Below are 22,596 nucleotides of genomic sequence, written 5' to 3'. Positions count from 1 at the left end.
AGAACCTTGTTCAACGGCTCTTCCCTTACGTTGCGCGCGCAACGCTCACCTCGACGGCAACCCCAGAAGAAGGAAGGCACCCATTCATGCAGACTTCGCGCGCGCGAGCTGAATCCCCCCTCCCCCAGCGGCTCATGACGAGCTGGTCCCGGCTGTCGAAGGCCGTCCTCTGCGCCGCGCTCCCGGCGCTCGCGGTCGTCAACGCCTGCGCGGCGGACGACGACATCGAGGAGGTCCTGGAGGCCCGGCAGGCGCTGACCACGGTCTCCTTCCAGCAGGGCTCTCTCCCGAGCTCGTCGTACGCCGGCTCCACGGACGCGACGATCAAGGAGGGCTCCGCGACAACGAACTTCGGCGCGGCGACCACGTGCGAGGCCGACGGCGACGACGGCTCCGGCGTCGACAAGTACTGCCTGCTGAAATGGACCGTCTCCGGCATCCCCGCGGGGAGCACCGTCCAGTCGGCGTCGATCACCCTCCAGGTCACGGACGGCTCCTCGAGCACGTACGACCTCCACGAGGTGAAGCGCTCGTGGAGCGAATCCGCGGTCACCTGGAACAACGCGACCGGCTCGACGGCGTGGGCCACGGCGGGCGCCAAGGGCGCGACCGACCGCGGCAGCCTCGTGGGCAGCGTCACCGGCGGCACCGGATCGAGGACGATCACGCTGAACGCGGCCGGCGTGGCGCTCGTCCAGGCGTGGGTCGACGGGACGTCGAACGAGGGCGTCATCATCGCGAGCACCTCGAACACCGACGGCATCGACTTCGCCTCGTCGGAGCACGCCACGGCCGCCCAGCGGCCCAAGCTCACGATCACCTACGGCGCGTCGACCGGCACCGGCAGCTCGACCGACCCGGGGCTCCTCGTCGCCTTCATCGGCGACCAGGGGAACAACGGCAACGCGGACGCGGTCCTCAACCTCATCAAGGACGAGGGCGCCGACGCGACCATCCACAACGGCGACTTCGATTACGCCAGCAACCCGACCGCCTGGGAGAACCGGATCAACGACATCCTCGGCTCGAGCTACCCCTACTTCGCCGTCATCGGCAACCACGACGCCGCGGCGTGGGGCGGGGCGAGCGGGTATGCCAGCTACATCCAGGCCCGCCACGCGCGCGTGCCGGCCATGAACTGCACGGGCGAGCTCGGCGTCAAGGCGACGTGCAACTACCGCGGGCTGTTCATCGTGCAGTCCTGTATCGGCACGGGCGAGCTCCGCTCGACCTGCGCCGCCAACGCGTCCGATCAGGTGAGCTTCATCCACGACTCGCTCGCCAACGACAGCTCGATCTGGTCCGTGTGCGCCTGGCACAAGAACCAGCACGACATGCAGGTCGGCGGGAAGTCGAACGAGGTGGGCTGGAGCGCGTACCAGGAGTGCATGAGCGCCGGCGCCATCGTCGCGACGGGGCACGAGCACTCCTACTCGCGCACGCTGACCCTCACCGACGTGGGCAACGCGTCGACCGGCCATGGCAAGACCGGCGCCTTCAACCTCGTCGAGCTCGCCCCGAACCGGAGCTTCGTGTTCGTGTCGGGCCTCGGCGGCGTGGGCCTCCGCGATTACGATGCGGCCAGCCACGACGACGACACGTGGTGGGCGTCGTACTACGCGAGCAACAAGTGGGTGAAGAACGGAACGTTGATGTCGGGCACCTCCGACTACGGCGCCCTGTTCATCCGCTTCAACGTGAACGGGGACCCGAAGCGCGCGACCGCGTACTTCAAGGACGTGGACGGCCGCCTCGCGGACGAGTTCACGATCCAGGTCCAGTAAGGCAAGGCGCGCTCGCTCGCGCCGGCAGGCCCGCCCCTCGCGGAGCGCCTGCCTCCCTTCCCCGCCCCGCGCGGCGCGCCGGCACCACCGCGACGCCTGCGCGCAGCTCACCGAGGCGCTGCGCGGTTGACGCTGGCGCGCGAACCCCTGTAAGTACGGCCGCGAAGGGGCGACAAAGGTAAGGGAAATCATGAACTTGTATCGACATCACCTCGCGCTGGCCACCCTCTGCATCACCTCGCTGCTCGGAGCGTGCGGGGACGACGACGCCGGCGATCCCGGTACCGGCACGACATCGAGCGGGGCGACCACGTCCTCGGGCGCGGGCGGTGAGGGCGGCGAGGCGGCCACCACCTCCGCGGGCACGGGCGGCGAGGGCGGCACGGGCGGCGAGGGCGGCGCCGGCGGCGCCGGCGGCGGACCGGCCTACGACTTCCGGCAGGTGGACGGGTTCTCCACACCGGAGAGCTGCTTCTGGGATCCGGAGGACCGGGTCTGGTACGTGTCGAACATCGGGGGAGAGGGCGAGGCGGGCTGGATCAGCCGGCTCGACGAGGACGGGACGGTCCTCGACGCGACGTGGTTCGAGGGGCTCGTCGATCCGAAGGGCATCTGGGTCTTCGACGGCGTCCTCTACGTGGCCGACGTCGACAAGGTCGTCGGCATCTCCCTCTCGGACGCCACCGCCACCGAGTACCCGATGGAAGGGAGCCAGTTCGTCAACGACGTCGCCGTCGACGAGGCCACGGGTCAGGTCTACGCCTCCGACTCGCTCGCGCAGGTCGTCTATCGGTTCGACGCCGGCGACCCCGAGAGCGCCGAGGTCTTCCTGGAGTTCGAGGAGGTCGCCGGCCCGAACGGCATCCTCGTCGACGGCGGATCGCTCATCATGGTGGGCACCGGAGAGCTCAGCACGGAGGGCGAGCTCGGGTCGGTCCTCTCCATCGACATCGAGGGCACGGCCGTCGCGCGCATCGGCGACATCGCAGGCAAGTTCGATGGTGTCGAGAAGGACGGAGACGCCTTCTGGGTGTCCGAGTGGACCTCGAGCAAGATCTACCGGGTCGAGGCCGACGGCGCCTGGGCGCTCGCGTACGACCTGGCCGCGGATCACGCCCTCGGCTCGACCGCGGACATCGGCTTCGATCCGGAGCGCCGCGTCCTCTGCATCCCCGACCTGGCCAGCAGCGTCGCGTTCCTCACCGTGGAGTAGCTCGCTCTCGGTCCCATCAGCTGATCACCCCTCTGGACGGGACGCGGCATCCCAGGCCGCTTCTTCACGCCTTCCCGCCTGGAGCCTGCGGGCTGGCCACAGCTCACCATCGAGGCTTCGGGCGGAGGGCGTCGAGCCCTCCGCGCCTGAAGGCGTTGTACCCACGCTCGAGCGCGTGGGTGGGAGAAGCCCTATCGCTGGGCGCCGGACCGGCGCCGACGCCCAAGAACGAGCGCAGAAGCGGCCAGCCAGAGAGCGGCGGCGAGCCCGCCGTTCCCGGTGGTCGCGCCCGTCCGGCAAGAGCACGAGCCGCCTGAATCGTCGCCTGTCGCGCCGTTCCCACCGGCAGCTTGCGTGCTGTCCGCGTGACCGCCAGCGCCGGGCGAGCCACCGCTGCCTGGGCCACCGGAGGGGTCGGCGCTGCCGCCGCTGCCCGAGCCAGCGGTGCCGGTCGTCACGTCGGAGCCTCCGCTGCCCGAGGTCGTGCCCCCGGCGCTGGCGCTGCCGCCGACACCGCCTCCGCCGCCACCGTCGCCCCCGTCACCCGGCATGGTGGGTCCGGTGAACCGCCACCAGTTGAACTTGAAGAGGTCGCCGCCTCCGTCACCGACGAACTTCAGGAACAGGTCGTGTTTCCCGCTGCCCCCGCTGACCGTACAGGTCTTGGTGGTCCAGGACGACGCGCCCGAGACGTCACACGTCCCGAGCAGCGTGCCGTTCTCGCTGTCGAGGTGGAGCTCGATCTTCGCGTTGCCGGCAGCAGACGATACCCGAGCTTCGAAGGAGGTCACGCCGTCCAGGAACTCGACGTCCTTCACCTTGATGTAGTCGCCATTGCTGATGGACGTGACGTTCATGCCGGCGCCGGTGTCGGTGCACACCTCGGTCTTGAGCCCGGACGAGAAGGCGATGGTCTCGGCCTCGACTTGCCTGAACGGATCCAGCGTGTCGACGGCGGACGGCCCCTGCGTCGTCATGTTGATCCTCGGAATGCTGCCGTCGGCCCCGTACGTGAACTCCTCCACGCAGACCGAGCGCTTGAAGTCACCGCCGCCCGGCAATGCGCTGTTGTGATAGAAGAAGTACGAGTGCCCCTTGTAGTCGACGATGCCGGCGTGGTTGGTGAAGGTCCGGCCAGCGCCCATGATGTCGCCGCGGACGGTCCAGGGCCCGGTCGGGCTGTTGCTGGTCGCGTAGCTGATCTTCTCGGTCCCGGAGATGGCGGCGTAGACGAGGTAGTACAGCGACCCGCGCTTGTAGACCCACGGCCCCTCGGTGAAGCCGCTCAACGACACGTTCGTGATGCTCCCCGAGGTGCTGATCATGTCCGAGTTCAGCTTCACGTACCGGAGGGTGGCGTTCCCCCAGTACATGTAGGCCTGTCCATCGTCGTCGACGAACACCGTCGGGTCGATGTTGCCGGATCCGGTCGCGGCCAGCTCCTTTCCCAGCGGGTCCATGAACGGGCCTGCCACGTTGTCCGACACGCCGACGCCGATCCTCGCGCCGGTGGCGTTGTTCAGCGGCACGTAGAGGTAGTACTTGCCGTTCCTGGCGATCCCCTGCGGCGCCCACGCGTCGCCGGTCCCCCACCTGAAAGTCCTGTAGCTCGCGACCGAGCCGTGGTCCCTCCAGTTGACCATGTCCGTCGTGGAGTACAGCCTCCAGTCGTTCATGGTGTAGAAGTTGTTCACCGACACGTCCTCATCGTGTGACGTGTAGAGGTACAGCACGCCTTCGTGCACCATGGGAGCGGGGTCGGCCGTGTAGAAGGTCTGCACGATCGGGTTGTCCGCCCGAGCGGGGGAGGGGATCGCGGCGACGATGGCCACCGCCATCGCCGACAGGGTCATTCTTCTTGCTCGGTACCACGTTGTGTTAAGGCGCACGTTGAATCCTCTCGCGAGCGGAATTGCTGGCGCCCCGCACCCCCGGTGCTGACTCGACGAGGCGCCGTCAGATGAGAGGATGGCCCGCGCAAAGGCACGCAGGACGCCCCCCCAGGGCAAAGAACAAGTATACCCCTTTCGAAATGTGAACGATCACATTCCTGGTGTCAAACCCAATCGACCGGACCGAGCGGGATCCTCCAGCCCGGTAAGGAGGACAACGCTGGCGGGCTCCTCCGGAGCGCCGCGTCACCGGGGGGCGCACGCGCCAGACCGCGGCGATCGCCGGCCCGATGCGCTCGATGCCGGTCTGCGCGCGGACGGCTGGCGCTCGATGCCGCAGGCGGCCGGCGCCCTGGGTATCGCCTCTCGTGCGCGGCGACTCTCGCGCGCGCTCCGGCCAAGAGCTCGCCCCATCATCGGCTGATTTGGATTGACGCCGCGAATGTGAACGATCACATTTGGGAGCTGCAATGGGGTGTTGAGCTTTCCCTTCACCGGATCAGGAGACGCCAGATGTCGATAAGCATGAAGCTGATGGGGGCCATGGTCATGAGCGTCAGCATTGGCTTTGCCGGCGGCTTTGCGGGCGCAGCACGGGCCGCGGGCGGGGCGGCGGACGTCCCCGCGTCGGTCGCCGAGGGGAAGGATTTCGGCTGCGGCGCAAAAGGACAGAAGGCCTGTCCGATGCAGGGCTGGATGAAGACGGTGATGCAGTCGGCGACCACGAGCGGCGACGGCGCGAAGATCGCGTCGGCGCTGGACTATGTGGCGTCGAAGCCGCCGCCCGGGATGCCGAAGTGGGTCGCGATCTCGAAGGAAGGCGCGGAGAAGGCCAAGAAGGGCGATATCGACGGCGCCAAGGCGAGCTGCAAGACCTGCCATGATCTGTACAAGGCGGAGTACAAGGCGAAGCTCCGTGACGCCGCCTTCTGAGGCGCCGCGCCCTGCTCTCGCCTTCTCCGCTCCTCGCGCGAGGCGCGCGCTCTCCTTCCAGCCCCCCGCCCTACCCCTCGGGTCGATTCACGTCGCCGCGTTCAGGGGATAGCCCGCGCAAAGCCGTTCCGACCTGTCAAGAGCTTGCCGCCAACCAATAGGCGCTCGCGGGACTGCGCGTGAGCAGCGGCGGCGGCGAGGTCCCGGCCGTCGAGCCGGCATCTCCGCTGCGGGCTGGGCCTGGAGACGGGCGCCCGGGCGAGGCCGGGCTGCGGGACGCAGTGGCCCCCCGGTCGCCCGCCGCTCGAAGGCGGGCCGCCGGTCGGGTAGGCTGCGCCCCGGACATGAAACAGCCCGCGCCGCGCTCCCCTGACGCCTCCGCCCCCGAGGCCCACGCGAACGCGCCCTCGCGGCCGTCGCCGCCGTCCTCCAGCGCCCCCACCGCGGTCCAGCCGAAGGCGCGCGTGCCCGACGCCTTCGGGGAGGCGCCGACCATCGTGTACATGCCGGGCGACGAGCCCGGCCCAGCGCCGGGCGCTGCCCCGCCCCGCGCCGCCGGCGCGCCGCACGGAGGCGCCGCGGCGCCCGGCGACCGGGAGCGCGGCGCCATCGACGATGTCACCCTGCGCATGCCGCCGAGGGCCGGCGCCCCGGGCGCGGAGCCCGAGGATCGCACGCTCAAGATGCCCGCCCGCCAGGCGAGAGGCGCGGAACCCGAGGACCGCACGCTCAAGATGCCCGCGCGGCAGGCGCGCGCCGCCGAGGAAGACGACGCGCCGACCGTCAAGGCCGAGCCGAAGGCGTCCTTCGTCGAGCTGGACGCCGAGGCGGCGGAGGCGGAAGGCCGGCCGCAGGACTTCAAGTCGGCCGCCCGCGCCTTCTTCAAGCGCCACCACAAGAAGCTCTGGTGGCTGCACACCGCCTATGCGCTCAGCCTCGGCGCCTTCGTGGTGACCTTCGCGCAGAAGGGGTTCCAGCACGCCCGCTTCCTCGCGATCTCGGTCAGCGTCGCCTGGCTGCTCGTGCTCCTCTTCTTCCGGCTCTTCGGCACAGGCGCCCGCCAGGACTTCGCGACCGCGTGGCGCGGCGCCCGGCTGCGCTTCCTCGTGATGACGTATGTCCTGAAGAACCTCTATCAGGGCATGCTCTTCTTCCTCCTCCCGTTCTACTGGAAGAGCGCCAGCCTCGACGCCCCGAACCGCTGGTTCGTCCTCCTCCTCGGCGCCTGCGCCGTGCTCTCGACGCTCGATCTCGTCTTCGACCGCGTGCTCATGCGCTGGAAGACGCTCGCGTCGGTGTTCTACGGGGTGACGCTGTTCGCGTGCCTGAACCTCGTCATCCCCGCGCTGCTCCCCAACACCCGGACGCTCTACACGCTGCTCTCCGCCGCCCTCGTGTCCGTGCTCGGCTTCTGCACGCTGCACCTGCCGTTCGGCGCCCTCTGGAGCCGCGTGGGCGTGGTGTTCCTCGTCGTGGCGGCCGCCGCCGGCGTCGGCCTCGCCTACGGGACGCGGGAGATCATCCCCCCGGTGCCGATGCACCTGTCGTCCGCGGCGGTGGGCCCTTCTATACTCCCGGACGGCCGCCTCGCCATGTCCGTGAAATCGCTGCACTTTTCTGTCATCCGGGAGCTCCGCGCCGTCACCGACGTGGTGGTGCCGGGCGGCGACGGCGACCGCCTGCTCCACGTCTGGCGGCACGAGGGGCGCGAGGTGCTCCGCGCGCCCGAGGAGACGCTGCGGGTGCCGGGGCCCGAGGGCGCGGTGCGGCTCAAGTCGCAGCTCGTGGGCGGGAGCCTGCCGCGCAAGCTGGCCGGGCACTGGACGGTGGACGTCGAGACCCAGGACGGCCAGCTCGTCGGCCGCACCGCGTTCGAGGTGACGGAATGAGCCGATCGCGAGAGGCGCTGCGGGGCGATGCGCCGGCGCGCGCGCGCGACGTCGAGCGCGCGCGCTGGGTCGACGCCGGCAACATGGCGAACGGGTTCCTCGTGTTCGGCAACGTCGTCACGGGCTTCATCGCGATCGGCAACGTCGCGCGCGGCTTCATCGCGATCGGCAACGTCGCCGTCGGCGTCGTCGCGGTGGGCAACGTCGCCTTCGGCGTCGTCGGCGGCTTCGGCGCGACCATCGCCGTCGGCGCCGTCGCCGCCTCGGGGGTGCTCGCGTTCCCGGTGCTCCGCGGGACGGCGGGCGTGATGAGCGCGCTCGACCTGAACCTGCTCCTGTCGCTGTTCCCGATCGTGCTGTGGCTCCTCGCCGCGCGCGTGTTCCGCGGCGAGCGCGCGCCCCGCCTGGGGCCGAGCCCCGCGCTCACGCCGCTCCGCGCGCTGCTCCGCGGCGAGCGCCCCGACGGCTGGGTGCGCGCGCGGGTCGAGCGCGCGGGCGGCGGCGCGCTCCGCGTGAAGCAGGGCGGCGCCGAGGTCGAGCTGCCCGCGGCGCCCGAGGCGCTCGGCGCGGTCGGGGCGCTCGTCCCGGAAGGCCGGGGAGCGCGGCTGTTCGCGTACGTGCGCGCGGAGGAGCACGTCGGCGGCGGGGGCAGCGGCTACCGCGAGGCGCAGCGGCGGGAGCGGGTCCTCACCGTCGCCGACCTGGTGCAGCCGCCGGCGTGGGTCGCGCCGTGGAGCAGCGGCGCCGAGGTGCAGTGGTGGCTCGCGCGCGCGTGGGAGGTGGGCGCGGTCGTGGCGGCGGCGCTGAGGGCGGCGCAGCTCGCCGTGGGCGCGGTGGGGTGAGCCCACGCCTCCGACGAGGAGGCAGCCCCGGCACGCCCGATCCGCTTCACCACGAGCCCGACATGCACAGGATGCATGAGGCCCATGCCTCCTGTGCGCTGGTATCGCACCGGCGAGCCGACTACGTCTCCATGATGGAAACGAGCGTCGTCCCCGCGATCGCACGATTGATCGATACATGCCTTCGGCAGGCCCGATGATCGCGACATCTGGCATGGGCGCGTCGCGCTCATGGATCATCTCACTCACGATGTAACTCATTGACAAGGAGCGAAGCTTTGCTTTGCTTCATTGCTCTGCTGGCGAGGTGCGGCTTTCTTGATCTCCCCGCGACGGCGCGAGGGCGGAAGCCATGATCATCCGCCGGCGGCGGGAGCGGCCTCCTTGCTCTTCCTGTGACAGCGAGAGGACTGAAGCCATGGAGCGGACGGAGCCTAACGGCGTGAAATCCCTCGAAGAACTCGCGCTCTTCGCCGCGTCGAGGCGGCGCGCGACGGCGCTCGTCGGCGCGCTCGTGCTCGCAGCGTCCGGCGCGACCGCGGGCTGCGTCGGCCGCGCCGGCGACAGCGACAGCGACAGGCCGCCGGCCGAGGGCGGGCTCGTCGACGTCGCTCCGGCGGGGATGCGCCGGATGACACCGGAGCAGTTCACGAGCTCGATGCGCGATCTGTTCGGCGATCCGGCGCTCGATCTGGACCTGGACGCGGACACGGGAGAGGTCACCTCGCTGCTCGCCGTGGACAAGCTCAACGCTGCGGCGGAGGCGATCGTCGCCCGGCGCCCCTCGTGGGGGACAACGGTGTTCCCGTGCGACACGAGCGGTCCTGAGGACGAGGTGTGCGTGGACGACTTCGTGCGTACGTTCGGGCGTCGCGCCTTCCGGCACTCGCTCGACGAGGCCGAGGTCGCGATGCTCAAGGGCCAGTATTCCCGGGCGCGAAAGGAGCAGTCGTTCGAGGACGCCCTGCTCGTCGTGCTCAAGACGATGATCCAGTCGCCCGGCGTCTACTACCTCGTCGAGCTCGGCCGCGACGGAGACGGGGGCGAGGCGCTCGCCTCCGGCGTTCGCCCGCTGACGGGCTGGGAGCGGGCGGCGCGCCTGTCGTATTTCCTCTGGAACACGACGCCGGACGACGCGCTGCTCGACGCCGCGGAGTCCGGCGCGCTCGACACGGCGGAGGGCGTGCGCGCGCAGGCGGAGCGGCTCCTCTCGGACGACCGCGCCCGGGCGACGGCGAGGCGCTTCTTCGCCGACTGGCTCGAGCTCGACGGCACGAACAAGCACGCATCGCTCGAGAACGCGCCGAAGAGCCCCGAGCTCTACCCCGAGGATTCACCCGCGCTGCGCGCCGCCATGCGCACCGAGATCGAGGCCCTCGCCGAGCGCGTGCTCTTCGAGGGGGACGGCCGCTTCGAGACGCTGCTCACGACGACGGACGCGTACGTGAACGGGCCCCTCGCCGCGCTCTACGGGGTCGAGGCACCGGCGGGCGACGGCGCGTTCGCCTGGGTCTCGCTCCCCGGCGACCAGCGGGCGGGCATCTTCACCCGCGCCGCCTTCTTGAGCGTGTTCGGCAGCATCGAGGTCAAATCGCCGATCCGCCGCGGCGCGTACCTCCTGGAAGAGGTGCTCTGTCGTCCCCTCGGCCCGCCGCCGCCCAACGCGAGCGACGTGCCGGTCAAGGGCGGAGTCGTCGAGGAGAACGGCGAGCTGGTCCACCGGACGATCCGCCAGGACGTCGAGGCCAAGACGTCGAGCGGCAACTGCGTGAGCTGCCACGCGGCCATCAACCCGATCGGCTTCGCGTTCGAGCATTACGACGCGCTCGGGCGGTGGCAGTCGCAGGAGACCGGCGGCGACGCGGCCGCCCCGTACACGCTCGACATCGACGCGCGCGGGTTCCTCCCTGCGGTCGGTCCGGACGGCCAGGGCGTCGAGGTCGACGGCGCCGTCGAGATGTCGAAGGCCCTCGCGGCGAGCGCCGCCGCGCGCGCGTGCCTCACGAAGCATTTCTTCCGGACGGCGCTCCGCCGCATCCCTGTCGATCAGGATCTCGCGTCGATCGAGGCGGCCACGCCGACGCCCGAGAGCGGCGGCAGCCTGCGTGACCTCATCCTCGCCCTCACGACGAGCGACGCCTTCTTGCACCTGCGCCACCCCGAGGAGTGATCCCATGAGCCGCGCCGCTTTCAGCCGAAGGAATTTCCTCCGAACCGCCACCGGCCTGTGCATCGCGCTTCCGTTCCTCGAGGCGACGCACGGCGACGTCTGGGCCGCCGACGGCAGGGCCAGGCGGTTCATCGTGTTCTTCAGCCACGGCGGCACGATCACGTCGCGCCACAACTCGGGGTCGAAGGGGGATCCGTGGAAGGAGGGCGCCTGGAGCATGCTCGACCTCTGGGCGCCCGGCGACGAGGGCCAGGCGCTCCAAGTCCTCGGCGAGGAGATGGCCCCGCTCGAGGCCCTCAAGGGCGATCTCACCCTGCTGCGCGGCGTCGACGACGCCGCCGGGCTGGTCCAGGGAGACTACGGCGGTCACCACGGCTGCTCCAACGCGACCGTGCTCACCTGCGCCGACACGACCTCGGGAGGCGACGACGCCAGGGCGCTCGGCCCCTCGATCGATCAGGTGATCGCAGCGCGGCTCGCCAGCGAGAGCCCGACGCCGTTCTCGTCGATCGATCTCATGGTCGACGGGCACAACTACGGAGAGCCGCTGTACAACGCGGCGGGGGAGCAGGTGTCCACCGAGAAGGACCCGACGAGCGCCTTCGACCGGCTCTTCAAGGATGTCGCGGAGTCCTCGTCGGGCCCCACGCCCGAGCAGCTCCGCATTCGGGCCCAGCGCAAGAGCGTGCTCGACGGCGTGAGCGAGCACCTCGCGGCGCTGAAGGGGCGCGTGAGCGCGGCCGACAGGCACCTGCTCGACGCGCACGCCGAGCACATCCGGAGCCTGGAGAAGAAGCTCGACGGCGTCGCCAACCTGGCGGCGTGCACGAAGCCGGACGTCCGCGGCGCGCCCGTGTCCCAGGGATACGGATCCTACACGGGGGAAGGGATCAAGGAGGCCGCTCCGCTCCTGGTCGATATCCTCCTGCACGCGCTGCGCTGCGGCCTCACGCACGTCGCCACCTTCCAGATCGCCGACGTCCTGACGCCCTGGCTGCCTCAGCCCTACAGTACGGATCTCGGCCACAGCCTGGGCCACGCGGGCCTCGACGTCGGTCCGAGCGGCGCGGAGCCGGACAAGCTCGAGGACTGGCGCGCGACCATCGTCGCGAACCGCGCCTGGCGCATGGAGATGTTCGCGCGCCTGCTCGACGGGCTGAAGAGCACCCCCGAGGGCGACGGCACGATGCTCGACAACAGCGTCGTGCTCTTCACGAGCGAGTTCGGGTGCGGCGGGGGACACTCACCTCGCGACGTCCCCGTCCTGCTCGCCGGCAAGGCAGGCGGCAGGTGGCCTGGCGGCCGGCACGTCAACTACAACAAGCGCGCGAGCGCAGACCCGACGCAATCGGACTACGAGACCGACGTCTCCTTGCACAACGTCTACACGTCGATCCTGCGCGCCTTCGGCCAGGAGGACGCGCACTTCGGGAACGACACGGCGTACCGGAAGGGCCCTCTGGCGGAGCTGCCGTAGGACACGGCTCCTACCGGCGCGGTTCATCCCGTTTCACGGGCGCCCGGTCGTCCTCCCCCGGGCTCGGACGCCGGAGCGACGTCGCTCCCGCCGAGGTCCGGGGGCAGCGGCAGCCGGACGCGGAACGTCGTGCCCTCGCCGGTCCCGCTCTCGACAAGGATCTCGCCGTCGTGCGCGAGGACGATCATCCTGCAGACGTAAAGCCCGACGCCGAGACCGCCGTGCGCGTCCGGCTTCCATCGGAAGGGCTCGAAGAGCCTCTCGCGCTGCTCCGGTGTGATGCCCATCCCGCGGTCTTGCACGGAGATGACCGCAAAGCTGACCTGCGAGCTGACCGACAGCGTGATCGGCTGCCCAGCCCCGTGCCGCGACGCGTTCGACAGCAGGTTCGTGATGACCTGCTCGATGCGCGACTGGTCCCAGTAGCCGAACACGGGCCCGTCGAGCAGGAGCTCCAGGGAACACCCGTCGGCCTCGATCTGCTCCGTCATCAGCCGGACGGTCCTGCGCACGATCTCGGTGAGCTCTGCCCTCTCCAGGTTCAGCGCCGGCGGGCCGCTCGAGAAGCTCGCGACGACGAACATGTTGTTGATGACCTGCGTGATCCGGGCGAGCTCGCGCGACGACACCTTCAAGAAGCGGCCGAGCTCCTTCGGGCCCATCGTCGGCACGACAGGCTGAGCGCGCGATCGCACCATGTGCTCGTACAGGAGCCGCAGGCTCGTCAGCGGCGTACGCAGCTCGTGCGAGGCGAACCGCAGAAACTCCTCGCGGATACGGACGGCCTCCTTGAGCGCCGCCTCTGCGCCCTCCAGGCGACGGACACGATCCTGGAGCTCGGTGCGCAGATCTTGCTCGCGCGCCACGCCGGCGGCCAGGTCCTTCGCGCGCCGCTGCAAGAGGAGCGTCATGGAGATCGTGATGAGCAGCGTGGCGGCACAGGCAGCGAGGACCACGCGGCGCGTCGTATAGAAGACGATGAAGGCCTCGCTCCTGTCGATCTCGGTCGCGAGGCCGAGGTCGAGCTCCGGATCCCACAGCCACGCGCCGACGACCTTCACGCCGCGATAATCGCGGTAGCCGTAGACATCGACCCCGGCGTTCCCCGCGATGGCGCTGGTCGCCATCCGTGTGAGCGGCTGCTCCGATCGGGGCAAGCGGCTCGGGACGCCGTACGACAGGTCGACCCCGGGGTCGCGCAGCTCCACGTTGAGGGCCGAGCGCTTGCCGGCGGCCAGGAGGCCCAGATCGCGCAGATTCTGAGAGAACCTGAGCTCCGAGACGACACGCCCGCGCCTGTCGAAGGCGTAGGTCTCCCCTCGTGTGCCGACCTGTCCACGTTGAATGGTCTCCGAGAACTCCTTTCCAGGATCGATGCGGAACGCGAGCGCCGCGATGATCTCCCCTCCCCCCGCGGGAGCGCGCACCGGCGCCGCGACGAGGAGCGTGGGGGCACCGCCGTCGAGGACAGGAGACCCCATCGCGAACGGCGCGCCGATGGCGACCGAGCCGCGCATGGCCGCGGCGAGGGTGCCCGGGTCGTGGTCGCTCAGGGTCCTGGTGGCGACGAAGTCACCGCGATCCGAGGCGATGTGGGTGCCGTCCATCGCGATGACGTCGAAGCCGAGGTATTCGTTCTGTCGAACGATCTCGTTCAGCTCGCGCCGCAGCTCCTCCAGGTGCGGACAATCGCGGGGCGCACCGGCGTCGCGGCGACGCTCCAGCCGCGCGGCGACCGCTCGCCGTATGCTCGGCTCGCTCGCCCAGAACGCCGTGGTGGCCTTCGTCTGTCGCGCCCATGTCAGGAGCCCTTTGTGGGTCGTCGAGAGCACGGCCTGGACAGCCGCCGCGACGTTCCTGCGGTGGACGGCCCGGATTTCATGGAGGCTCAAGAGCAAGACAAGGCCGACCGGCAGCAGCACCGCCAGGGGCATCCAGTCGTGCCAGTCTCTTCTTGGCGTCCGATGCATGGCGCAGGCGAGACGCCTGGACCTCACAAATCACACCATCGTGATGTGTGAGCGCCTTGCACGCTCGCCCGCCCGGCCCGGGCCCGCCCGGGCGCCCTGGCGCGCGACGGCCCGCCGCGCCGCCTCGATCAACGCGCGGGCGGGCCCCAGGGCGCGGCGCCGTCGTCCACGATCGCCGGGCTCCCGCTGTACACCACCGCGTCGAGCAGCCGCTCCTCCCGCACGAGCGCGAGCGCCGGCGCGTCGCGGCGGATCGAGACGGTGCCGCCCGCGTCCGCGAAGCCGCACGCCTCCGCCCCCAGCCGCGCGCCGATGTCCCACAGCGCCTCGGCCGGCGTCTCGCCGCCTGGCCCTCCGCCGCCGCCCTCCCGCCGCAGCGTCACGCGCTTGCCGGTCCGCAGCCGCTCGCCCAGCTCGACGCCGCGCAGGTCCTCGAACGGATCGGTGATCACGTGGCTGTCGATGCCCACGCACAGCCGCACGCCGGCCCCGGCCAGCGCCCCGACGTCGGGCAGCCCGTCGCCGAGGTCGCGCTCGGTCGTGGGGCACAGGCACGCGAACGCCCGCGCCGCGCCGAGGAGCGCCGGCTCGTGGGGCGCGAGGTGCGTCGCGTGCACCGCGACGAAGCGCTCGCTCAGGACCCCGCGCTCGGCCAGGAGCTCCACCGGGCGGCGACCCGTCTCGGCGACGCACGCCTCGATCTCGGCGGGCTGCTCGGCCACGTGCATGTGCACCATGAGCCCGCGCTCCGCGGCATACCGCGCGATCTCGCCGAGCCACGCCGGGGGCACCGCGCGGACGCTGTGCGGCGCCACGCCGACGCGCACGTCCTCGCAGCCCGCGTAGCGCGCCCGCAGCGCCTCGACGTCCGCGAGCGCCGCGTCGAGCGAGGCGTCCGAGAACCGCCGCTGCGCCCCCTCGGGCTCCCGGCCAGCGCCCGCGCGCGCATAGACGACCCGGAGCAGCGCGATCCGGAGGCCCGCCGCGCGCGCCGCCTCGATCACCGCGTCCGCGAGGACCGTGCGGTCCGCGTAGGGCGCGCCGCCCGGCTGGTGGTGCACATAGTGGAACTCGCCCACCGTGCGGACGCCCGCGGCGCGGAGCTCGCGATAGGCCACCTTCGAGATCGCGTGAATGGACTCCGGCGTGAGCGACTCGGCGAGCGCATACATGGCAGTCCGCCACGACCAGAAGTCGTCCGACCCCGACGGCCCCGGCCGCTGCGCCTCCCCGCGCATCCCGCGCTGGAATGCATGGGAATGGGCGCTCGCCAGCGCCGGCAGCTCGATGGCGCCCGCCGTCAGCCTCATCGCTGCTCGCCGTACCACGCCGGGGGGCCCGGCGGAAGGCGCGGGGCGGTCACTCCTCGGCGGGCTCCGCGAAGAGCGGCACGCAGCCCGGCTCGATGTTGCCGCAGGCCGCCATGACCGCATCGCTGTTCCGCTCTTCCTCGTAGAACGCCAGGGTGAGCGCGCTGCACTCGGGGAGCACGTTGCGTGAGTACTCCCCCAGGGCGGCGGCGCACGCGTCGATCTCCGCGATCGTCGCCGTGCACTGCGTGGGCTGGACGCAGGGTCGCGCCTCGAGGCCCGCGACGGCCTGCTCGATCAGCTGCTCTGCTTGCGTGGGGTCGGCCATGCAGCTCTCGTACTGCTCGGCGCACCGCGCTCGCAGCCCGGCGTCGTCGGTCCCGGGATCGTCCCCGAACCTCGCGCCCATCACGCCCATCATGCGGCAGATGTACTCCACGTCGATCGCGTCGACGCTGCACTTGCGGTATCCCCTGCACGCCTGCTCGGCCTCCGCGGGCGTGAGCTCATCGACGACAGCCGACGTGTCGAGCCCCGAGCACGACGCCTCGCCGGCCCCATCGCCGCCCGTCGTGTCCCCGGGCGCCGCCTCGCCATCGCCACAGCCGGGGCCCGAGAGACCACACGCCAGGCACACCCCCACCACACCAGCCCAGAACGTCGATCGCATATGTTCACGCTCCCTGTAAGGATTGAAGCTCGAGCTCCGCCTCGTCGGCGAAACCACGTTTCCCTACGCAGGAACGCTGTCGCTTCCTCCTCCGTGATCGACGCCACAATGCTGCTGTCATCGCGGCGCCGGGCGCGCGCATCGCGGCGCCGGGCACGTCACGCCTTCGGCTCGACCTCGAGCTCGGGCAGGCCTTCGAGCTTCACCTCGACCTCCGCGGAGGGGGGCGGCGCGGGGACGACCTCGCGGCTCGACGCCATGACCGTCAGGGCGCGCGGCAGGCACTCGACCACGAGGGGCGTGGTCCCGACCTCCTCGCCATCGATGAGCACGTGCTGGGGCGGGTCGGTGGTGATGCGGAGCCGCCGGGCGGCGAGGAACCCGATGTTGTCGCGCTCGGCCGGCTCGCCGTCGAGCGCGGTCCGCAAGAGGTGCAGGCCGGTCGCGACCGCCTCGACCAGCGTGGTGGCCGACACGATGGTGAGATCGAGCCGCCCGTCCTCGGGGGAGAGCACCGGCGGCCCCTGGGCCAGCACCGTGCGCGCGGGCGCCATGTTCGCGACCGTCACCGCGACCGCCCGGCAGTGGATCCGCTGGTCCTCCGTCTCGATATCGACCTGGAACGGCTCGAGGCTCATCAGCTTCTTCAGCCCGGTGCTGATGTACGCGAGCACGCCCCAGCGCTGCTTGGCGTCCTGCGGGGTCTCGCCCACGGTGTCGGCGTGCAGCCCGACCGCTGACAGCAAGATCATGGTCCTCCCGTTCGCGCGGGCGGCGTCGATGCGCGTCGGCTCCCCGTGGACGAGGACCTCGATGGCCCCCTCCAGGTCGTCCGGGATGCCCAGGGTATTCGCGATCGAGTTCGCCGTGCCGAGCGGCAGGACGCCCAGGCACGTGTCCGTGCCGAGGAGCGCCGACGCCACGCTCGAGATCGTCCCGTCGCCGCCCGCCGCGATCACCAGGGGGACGCCCTCCCGGCGGGCGGCCTCGGCGCACGCGGCCGCGCTGCGCTCCGCGCTCGTCTCGTAGACGCTCAGCGCGAAATCGCGCTGGAGCCGCTCCGGGAGCGACTCGACGGCATCGCCTGCGTGGCCAGCAGCAGGGTTGAAGATCAGCGCCGCTCTTCGCTCCGTCATCGCCGTATCCTAGAACGCCGAACCGGTTGAAACCCCAAGAAAAATCGACGCCGGCGCCGGATCGCCATCGCGCCCGCCCGCCACCGCTGCTGTGCCTGCATGCGCCAGTCTCGCGACATCGACGCCCCGCCGCGCGGCCCCCGGACGCCATGCGGTTTCTGGCGAGACGCTGGCACGGTAGTTGTACCTCGGTGTTGCTCATGAGGTTTCAACGAATCGGTCGACTGGCTTGCCTTGCGCTCGCGCTCCTCGGCGCAGGGAATCTCGCCGCGTGCGGCGACGGCTCATCGGGGGGCTCGGGGGGCAGCGGCGCCGCGGGCGGCGGGGGCGGCGCAGGCGGCACGGGCGGCGAAGGTGGGGGCGACGGGGGCGAGGGAGGAGGCGTCGGCTTTGAATGGCCCGTCGAGACCTACCCGATCGACATCACCCCATCCGAGGACTGGAAGAACCAGCTCGACTTCCCCTTCGACCCGTTCGTCGCCTACTCGGCGTACGACGGGCCGGGCTGGGTGAAGTTCACCGTGCTGATGCACGATCCCACCAAGGTCTACTACCAGGACAGCAACAAGTTCCCGTTCCACGGCGAGTTCGCGACGGCGCGGCTCGACCCGTTCTTCGGCATGCAGCTGGACGAGTACGACCAGGTCTCCCTGCACGCGGAGGGGCAGAAAGCCATCCTCGGCGCGGTGCTGATCTCCCCGTTCGCGAGCACCGAGCCGGAGTACGGCATCCAGCTCGTCCGGCAGGACGCGTACGATCCCGAGATGGCGCGCGTCGTCCTCGATCTCGTGAAGGACAGCATCGTCGCGCCCGACGGCACGAGGCCCTTCTATTTCCCGACCCACGAGCAGGCCGCGTCGGCCGCGGAGAACAGCGCGTTCTTCGAGCAGAGCGGGTTCCCGGTGAGCTCGGTCGAGCGGTGGTTGAACGGCGATCAGTGCTATTCGACCGGCTGGGCCGTCGGCCGGCTCCGCTACGTGCCCTCGGACATGATCGACGCCGCCTACGCGAGCGGCGATCTCCGGGCCGAGGACATCCTCCTCACAGACTCCATCCCTGCGGAGGTGCCTTATGTGGCGGGCATCATCTCGCTGTCTCCCTCGACCCCGAACGCGCACACGGCCCTCCTGGCGACCTCGTTCGGCATCCCGTTCGTGTACATCGGCGATCCGGCCGCCGCGGAGGCGGCCAAGGCGCTCGACGGCGAGGACGTCGCGCTGCGGGCCTCGCTGGAGTGGGGGGTCGTGTGCCGCGCCGCGGTGCTCAGCGCCGAGGGGAAGATCGCCCCGGCGGACCGGGAGCAGCTCCTCGCGCTGAAGCAGCCGGGCGATCTCGGGATCCAGCCCAAGCAGCCCCTGGGCGCCTATTTCGGATCCACCGAGGATCTCGGCCCCGCGGACATCGTCCACTTCGGCGGCAAGGCCGCGAACTATGGCCTGCTGCGGGACGCCATCCCGGAGAACTCCGACGTCGCGGTCGCGCTGTCGTTCGATCTCTGGGACGACTTCCTCGACCAGACGATGCCCGGCGGCAGCACCCTGCGCGCCGAGATCGCGGAGCGCCTCGGCGGGCATACCTACCCGCCGGACATGCCGGCGCTCAAGGCCGATCTCGCGGCGATCCGGGACCGGATCACCAAGGATACCGCCTTCTCCGCCGGTCAGCGGCAGGCGGTCGAGGAGGCGATCGCGGGCTTCTCGCCCACGAGGAAGATCCGGTTCCGGAGCTCGACGAACGTGGAGGACAGCGCCGTCTTCACGGGCGCGGGCCTCTACGACAGCTACAGCGGCTGCCTGGCCGACGACCAGGACGCCGACGACGCGGGGCCGAGCCTCTGCGACGCGGACGAGGTGAACGAGCGGGGCGTGTTCCGCGCGATCCGCAAGGTGTACGCGAGCTTCTACAACGACAACGCGTTCCTCGCCCGGCTGCTCTACGGCGTGAACGAGGACGAGGTCGGGATGGGCGTGCTCGTCCACTACTCCTATCCTGACCAGAACGAGATGGCGAACGGCGTCGCCACGCTCTCGCACGGCGCCGGGATCTCGCCCGGCGAGCCGGGCACGGACGAGATCAAGCTCGTGACGCAGCTCGGGGCGACCTCCGTCACCAACCCGGAAGGGGGCACGCTGCCGGAGGTCGTGAACATCAGCAGCCTTGGCGGCGAGACCTACCTCGACCTCCGCTCCGGCTCGACGCTCGTGCCGCTCGGCGGTCACGTGATGGAATGGGAGAGCGATTATCGCGCGCTCGCCGGCCTGCTCGGCCGTGTCCAGCAGCGGTTCGTCGAGGCGCACCCGGGCAAGACGTCGTACCTGCTCGATTACGAGTACAAGAAGATGAAGCCCGGTGAGCTCGTGGTGAAGCAGGTGCGCGAGGTCTCGCTGCCGGACACGACGCCGAGCCTCACGCCCTACCTGCTCGACGACCCGCGGGAGGTCTGCACGTTCCAGGGCGAGTTCGGCGACGTCTTCGCGAACCACCGGCTCAAGGTGCGCGCGCGCCTCTCGACGAAGAGCGCGTTCCTCACGCCGGCGGCCCTCGGCAGCACGCTGTTCGCGGACGCGACCCTCGATTACGTCTCCGGCGGCGCGGTGGCGACGTTGACGGGCAGCCCCGCGGCGTGGCCTGGCGCGGCGCACACGTACGCCGACGGGAGGGCCACGGACGCCTTCGTGGACGGCGAAGGGGCTGCGGCGACCACCTATGCGCTCGCCGCCGAGAGCGTGCCCGATCTGCTGCCGCCGTCGCTCGGCCCGCTGGTCGCGCTGCGCGATTTCGGGCTGACGCTCGGCGCCGAGTACGCGACGCCCGCGCCGACGCTCGACTGGGAGGGCACGCCGGTCCCCGTGTCGTCGGAGGCGGTGCGGCTCGGCGACTGCCCTGCGGAGGGTGATCCCGCGGAGGGCTCGTTGCTCCAGGAGCGCTCGCTCTCGCCGAAGTCCGGCGGCGTCGTCGTGCAGACGTCGTTCTACTGGCCACCGTACCCGTCGGGCCCCACGGCGGGGTACACGGCGCCTCTGCACAAGTGGGTGGAGACGCGCATCGAGGGGCTGACGAGCAGCCCGATCGTGCTCAGGGGCTATCACGCGCAGACCTACCGACCGGCGCACCACAACTTCTCGGAGGACTTCATCTTCGAGCCCCGCCTCGAGCCCGGCGTCGACCCCGCGCTCCTCGCCGAGCTGGAGGAGAAGGGCATCCGGTTCATCTACATCCGGACATCGGATATCCCCGGGGAGCCGCCGCAGATGTGGACCCTGGACCCGGAGGGCGTCTTCCACCCGATCGAGTGAGCGCCTCGCGGGCGATCCGCGGAGCCCCGGCGTGCCGCGCCGCCGGCCGGGGCTCCGCGTCGCCAGCGCTCCACGCCGCCGCGCGCCGTGGAGCGGGCGGTCGCGCGCGGGCACGAGGCGCGTCGCGCAGGGTTGACGCGCGACGGCCGCGGGGCGACCAGCAGCGCCGGCTGCCACCGCTGGCGTTTGCCGCTGACGAGGAGAAGACCATGAGCCTTTACGACAGCTCGTTCCCCCAGATGGCCCGCATGCTCGGCCAGGTGCCGACCTGGTTCGACAAGGCGCAAGCCCACGCCGAGCAGAAGAAGTACGACCCCGAGGTGCTGCTCACGGCGCGCCTCGCGCCCGACCAGTGGAACTTCAGGCGTCAGATCCAGAACGTCATCTCCTGGCCCCTGCGGCTGAGCGCGCTCCTGGTCGGCGCGGAGCCGCCGGCGCTCCAGACGGGAGACGAGACGATCGCGGAGCTGCGCGCGCGGATCGGAAAGACGCTCGAGCAGGTGAACGCGCTGAAGCCGGAGCAGTTCCAGGGCGCGGGCGACCGCATGATCCCGCTCTTCTTCATGCCGGGCAAGGGCATGAAGGCCCCGGACTTCGTGTTTCAGTTTGCGCTCCCCAACTTCTACTTCCACGCCACCACGGCGTACTCGATCCTGCGGCACAACGGGATCGACGTCGGGAAGATCGACTACATCGGGCCGATCGCGATCCGCGATCTCTGAGCGCGTCAGTCCTGGCGAGGCGGCCCGGCGGCTCATCCGCCGCCTGGGCCGCCGTGCCTGCCGCCGTGGTCTCCGCGGACGAAGACTAGAAGCCGCCGCTGCCGCCGACGCCGACGCCCGAAGAGCCGACGGACACCGCGATGGCGCCGCCGGCCCCGCCCGTGCCCCAGTCGCCGCCGCCCGCGCCCCCGGTGCCGCCGTAGCCGCCGTAGTATTCCTCCGGATCTTCGTAGACGTTGATGCTGAGGTTCAGCTTGCCGTTGAGCCAGAGCGCCCTGTCCCCGATACCGAACTGATACTGAGCCCAGGTCGTCGAGTGCGGCGAGACGTAGACGTAGATCATCTGCGACGAGAGCAGCGTGGCTTCCACCGCCGTCGCCGTGCCGCCCTCGACCTTCTCGAGGTGCCAGCCCGGGAGCAGCTGGACATAGTACGAGCCCTGCTCCAGATCGACGAGGATGGAGCTCGCGTCCGGATCCTCGTCCTCGGAGTTGATCGTCAACAAGGTTCCACCGGGGAAATACCCGGTGCTGCTGCTGGTGGTGCTGCCGGGGCTTCCGCCGACGCCGCTGCTGCTGCCGACCGACACCCCGTCATACCAGTAGTAATCGCTCTGGATCTGGAACGTCGCGTTGCGTAGCCGGTAGCTCACGCCGGACGGCGCCTGCGCCGCGAGCGGCAAGCTGAGCGAACCGAGCTCTGCGTCATCACCGGCTGGCATGTTGCAACCGCTGATCCCGGCCACGAACAACCCGCCCACCGCCGCGAACACCCCGAGTCCCTTAAGCATCCTGGTCATCGTGTTATCCTCCTGAAGCTACCGCTCGGGACCACCGGCCGCATGCGCCATTATCTGCCACCGGTCCCCGTGCACGAGCACCTGCCCTCAAGCAATCCGCGATCCAGTACGGATCTCTGCGATTTGCAGGCTCCTGTCAGCGGCCCGCGGGCGACATGGCGCACATTGGCTCAGCCGGATTGTGCCAAGCGTCGCGAAGCAGGTGGTGGCGGCGTGGGCTTCCGGGCGGCGCCGGAGGCGCTGGGCGCCGAGGAGGTGGGTGACGGAATCGAACTAGGAATGTATTGCCGCCAACACCCTGGCGCTACTACGCTGCTCGACGACGGGCGGTTGCACGTGGACCTGATGGCGAATGACCTTCTTCCGGCAGACGAGGCCGCCGGACATGCGCGCAGCGAGCCTGCGCTGGCCAGGATCGCGGGACGCGGAGCGCCGCTCCTGAGATCCGCCGCCGCCTTGTTTCTCGTGGCGGGCTGCGCGCTCGCGGGCTGCC

General features: G+C 70.7%; 15 protein-coding genes. 9 read left to right on the top strand and 6 right to left on the bottom strand.

Translation table 11 applies throughout. The annotated features are described in order from the left end of the window. Positions 1 to 134 precede the first annotated feature (134 nt). Together WME96_RS05505 and WME96_RS05500 are read left to right on the top strand one after the other, a co-directional pair. Positions 135 to 1,784 (top strand): DNRLRE domain-containing protein, encoded by a 1,650-nt coding sequence (locus WME96_RS05505; RefSeq protein ID WP_437289117.1) that lies wholly within the window; start codon positions 135 to 137, stop codon positions 1,782 to 1,784. Positions 1,785 to 1,974: 190 nt separating this feature from the next. Further along, on the top strand, positions 1,975 to 2,997 hold the full coding sequence (locus tag WME96_RS05500) for an SMP-30/gluconolactonase/LRE family protein (protein ID WP_437289116.1): 1,023 nt from the start codon (positions 1,975 to 1,977) through the stop codon (positions 2,995 to 2,997). 191 nt (positions 2,998 to 3,188) lie between these two features. Here WME96_RS05500 and WME96_RS05495 read toward each other — a convergent pair whose 3' ends face one another. Then, complete coding sequence (locus WME96_RS05495) at positions 3,189 to 4,850, bottom strand: glycoside hydrolase family 43 protein (RefSeq protein ID WP_437289115.1); 1,662 nt, start codon at positions 4,848 to 4,850, stop codon at positions 3,189 to 3,191. 483 nt (positions 4,851 to 5,333) lie between these two features. Between WME96_RS05495 and WME96_RS05490 the strand changes: the two genes are divergently transcribed. The 5 genes from WME96_RS05490 to WME96_RS05470 all read left to right on the top strand — a co-directional run bounded on the left by WME96_RS05490 (position 5,334) and on the right by WME96_RS05470 (position 12,200). Beyond that, positions 5,334 to 5,822: a hypothetical protein gene (locus WME96_RS05490; protein WP_433933855.1), complete on the top strand. Its 489-nt coding sequence runs from the start codon at positions 5,334 to 5,336 to the stop codon at positions 5,820 to 5,822. A 344-nt stretch (positions 5,823 to 6,166) separates the two neighbouring features. Beyond that, positions 6,167 to 7,711, top strand: coding sequence for a DUF5924 family protein (locus WME96_RS05485; protein WP_437289114.1), 1,545 nt, complete (start codon positions 6,167 to 6,169; stop codon positions 7,709 to 7,711). Beyond that, the gene (locus WME96_RS05480; RefSeq protein WP_437289113.1) at positions 7,708 to 8,553 is read left to right on the top strand and encodes a hypothetical protein; all 846 of its coding nucleotides are present in this window, start codon (positions 7,708 to 7,710) and stop codon (positions 8,551 to 8,553) included. Before WME96_RS05485 ends, WME96_RS05480 begins: the two co-directional genes overlap by 4 nt. Positions 8,554 to 8,995: 442 nt before the next feature. After that, complete coding sequence (locus WME96_RS05475; RefSeq protein WP_437289112.1) at positions 8,996 to 10,723, top strand: DUF1592 domain-containing protein; 1,728 nt, start codon at positions 8,996 to 8,998, stop codon at positions 10,721 to 10,723. Between the two features lie 4 nt (positions 10,724 to 10,727). Then, positions 10,728 to 12,200 (top strand): DUF1552 domain-containing protein, encoded by a 1,473-nt coding sequence (locus WME96_RS05470; protein WP_437289111.1) that lies wholly within the window; start codon positions 10,728 to 10,730, stop codon positions 12,198 to 12,200. Positions 12,201 to 12,223: 23 nt separating this feature from the next. Here the strand turns inward: WME96_RS05470 and WME96_RS05465 are convergent, their stop codons facing one another. The 4 genes from WME96_RS05465 to WME96_RS05450 form a co-directional block, all read right to left on the bottom strand. Further along, positions 12,224 to 14,134 carry a sensor histidine kinase gene (locus WME96_RS05465; RefSeq protein WP_437289110.1) on the bottom strand — a complete coding sequence of 637 codons (1,911 nt, stop codon included), beginning with the start codon at positions 14,132 to 14,134 and terminating at the stop codon, positions 12,224 to 12,226. 164 nt (positions 14,135 to 14,298) lie between these two features. Next, positions 14,299 to 15,480, bottom strand: a complete 1,182-nt coding sequence (locus tag WME96_RS05460; protein ID WP_437289109.1) for a formimidoylglutamate deiminase — start codon at positions 15,478 to 15,480, stop codon at positions 14,299 to 14,301. A 49-nt stretch (positions 15,481 to 15,529) separates the two neighbouring features. Next, entirely contained in the window at positions 15,530 to 16,150 is a 621-nt protein-coding gene (locus WME96_RS05455) for a hypothetical protein (protein WP_437289108.1), read from the bottom strand. Between the two features lie 158 nt (positions 16,151 to 16,308). Then, on the bottom strand, positions 16,309 to 17,286 hold the full coding sequence (locus tag WME96_RS05450) for a YegS/Rv2252/BmrU family lipid kinase (RefSeq protein ID WP_437289107.1): 978 nt from the start codon (positions 17,284 to 17,286) through the stop codon (positions 16,309 to 16,311). Between the two features lie 200 nt (positions 17,287 to 17,486). On the opposite strand from WME96_RS05450, the gene WME96_RS05445 reads away from it, so the two are divergent. Continuing rightward, complete coding sequence (locus WME96_RS05445) at positions 17,487 to 20,582, top strand: PEP/pyruvate-binding domain-containing protein (protein WP_437289106.1); 3,096 nt, start codon at positions 17,487 to 17,489, stop codon at positions 20,580 to 20,582. Between the two features lie 209 nt (positions 20,583 to 20,791). Continuing rightward, a complete protein-coding gene (locus WME96_RS05440; protein WP_437289105.1) occupies positions 20,792 to 21,304 on the top strand; it encodes a DUF1993 domain-containing protein in 513 nt (170 codons plus the stop codon). An 85-nt stretch (positions 21,305 to 21,389) separates the two neighbouring features. Here WME96_RS05440 and WME96_RS05435 read toward each other — a convergent pair whose 3' ends face one another. Then, positions 21,390 to 22,103, bottom strand: a complete 714-nt coding sequence (locus WME96_RS05435) for a hypothetical protein (protein WP_437289104.1) — start codon at positions 22,101 to 22,103, stop codon at positions 21,390 to 21,392. Positions 22,104 to 22,596: the final 493 nt, after the last annotated feature.

The sequence above is a fragment of the Sorangium sp. So ce406 genome, assembly GCF_051474675.1.
GTDB lineage: Bacteria > Myxococcota_A > Polyangia > Polyangiales > Polyangiaceae > Sorangium > Sorangium cellulosum_G.
This window is presented reverse-complemented; position numbering and strand designations above follow the sequence as displayed.

Coding starts and splice junctions, on each gene's coding strand:
- WME96_RS05440 (WP_437289105.1), top strand. CDS start 20,792: ATGAGCCTTTACGACAGCTCGTTCCCCCAGATGGCCCGCATGCTCGGC.
- WME96_RS05435 (WP_437289104.1), bottom strand. CDS start 22,103: ATGACCAGGATGCTTAAGGGACTCGGGGTGTTCGCGGCGGTGGGCGGG.
- WME96_RS05465 (WP_437289110.1), bottom strand. CDS start 14,134: ATGCCCCTGGCGGTGCTGCTGCCGGTCGGCCTTGTCTTGCTCTTGAGC.
- WME96_RS05505 (WP_437289117.1), top strand. CDS start 135: ATGACGAGCTGGTCCCGGCTGTCGAAGGCCGTCCTCTGCGCCGCGCTC.
- WME96_RS05485 (WP_437289114.1), top strand. CDS start 6,167: ATGAAACAGCCCGCGCCGCGCTCCCCTGACGCCTCCGCCCCCGAGGCC.
- WME96_RS05445 (WP_437289106.1), top strand. CDS start 17,487: ATGAGGTTTCAACGAATCGGTCGACTGGCTTGCCTTGCGCTCGCGCTC.
- WME96_RS05480 (WP_437289113.1), top strand. CDS start 7,708: ATGAGCCGATCGCGAGAGGCGCTGCGGGGCGATGCGCCGGCGCGCGCG.
- WME96_RS05495 (WP_437289115.1), bottom strand. CDS start 4,850: ATGACCCTGTCGGCGATGGCGGTGGCCATCGTCGCCGCGATCCCCTCC.
- WME96_RS05455 (WP_437289108.1), bottom strand. CDS start 16,150: ATGCGATCGACGTTCTGGGCTGGTGTGGTGGGGGTGTGCCTGGCGTGT.
- WME96_RS05450 (WP_437289107.1), bottom strand. CDS start 17,286: ATGACGGAGCGAAGAGCGGCGCTGATCTTCAACCCTGCTGCTGGCCAC.
- WME96_RS05460 (WP_437289109.1), bottom strand. CDS start 15,480: ATGAGGCTGACGGCGGGCGCCATCGAGCTGCCGGCGCTGGCGAGCGCC.
- WME96_RS05470 (WP_437289111.1), top strand. CDS start 10,728: ATGAGCCGCGCCGCTTTCAGCCGAAGGAATTTCCTCCGAACCGCCACC.
- WME96_RS05500 (WP_437289116.1), top strand. CDS start 1,975: ATGAACTTGTATCGACATCACCTCGCGCTGGCCACCCTCTGCATCACC.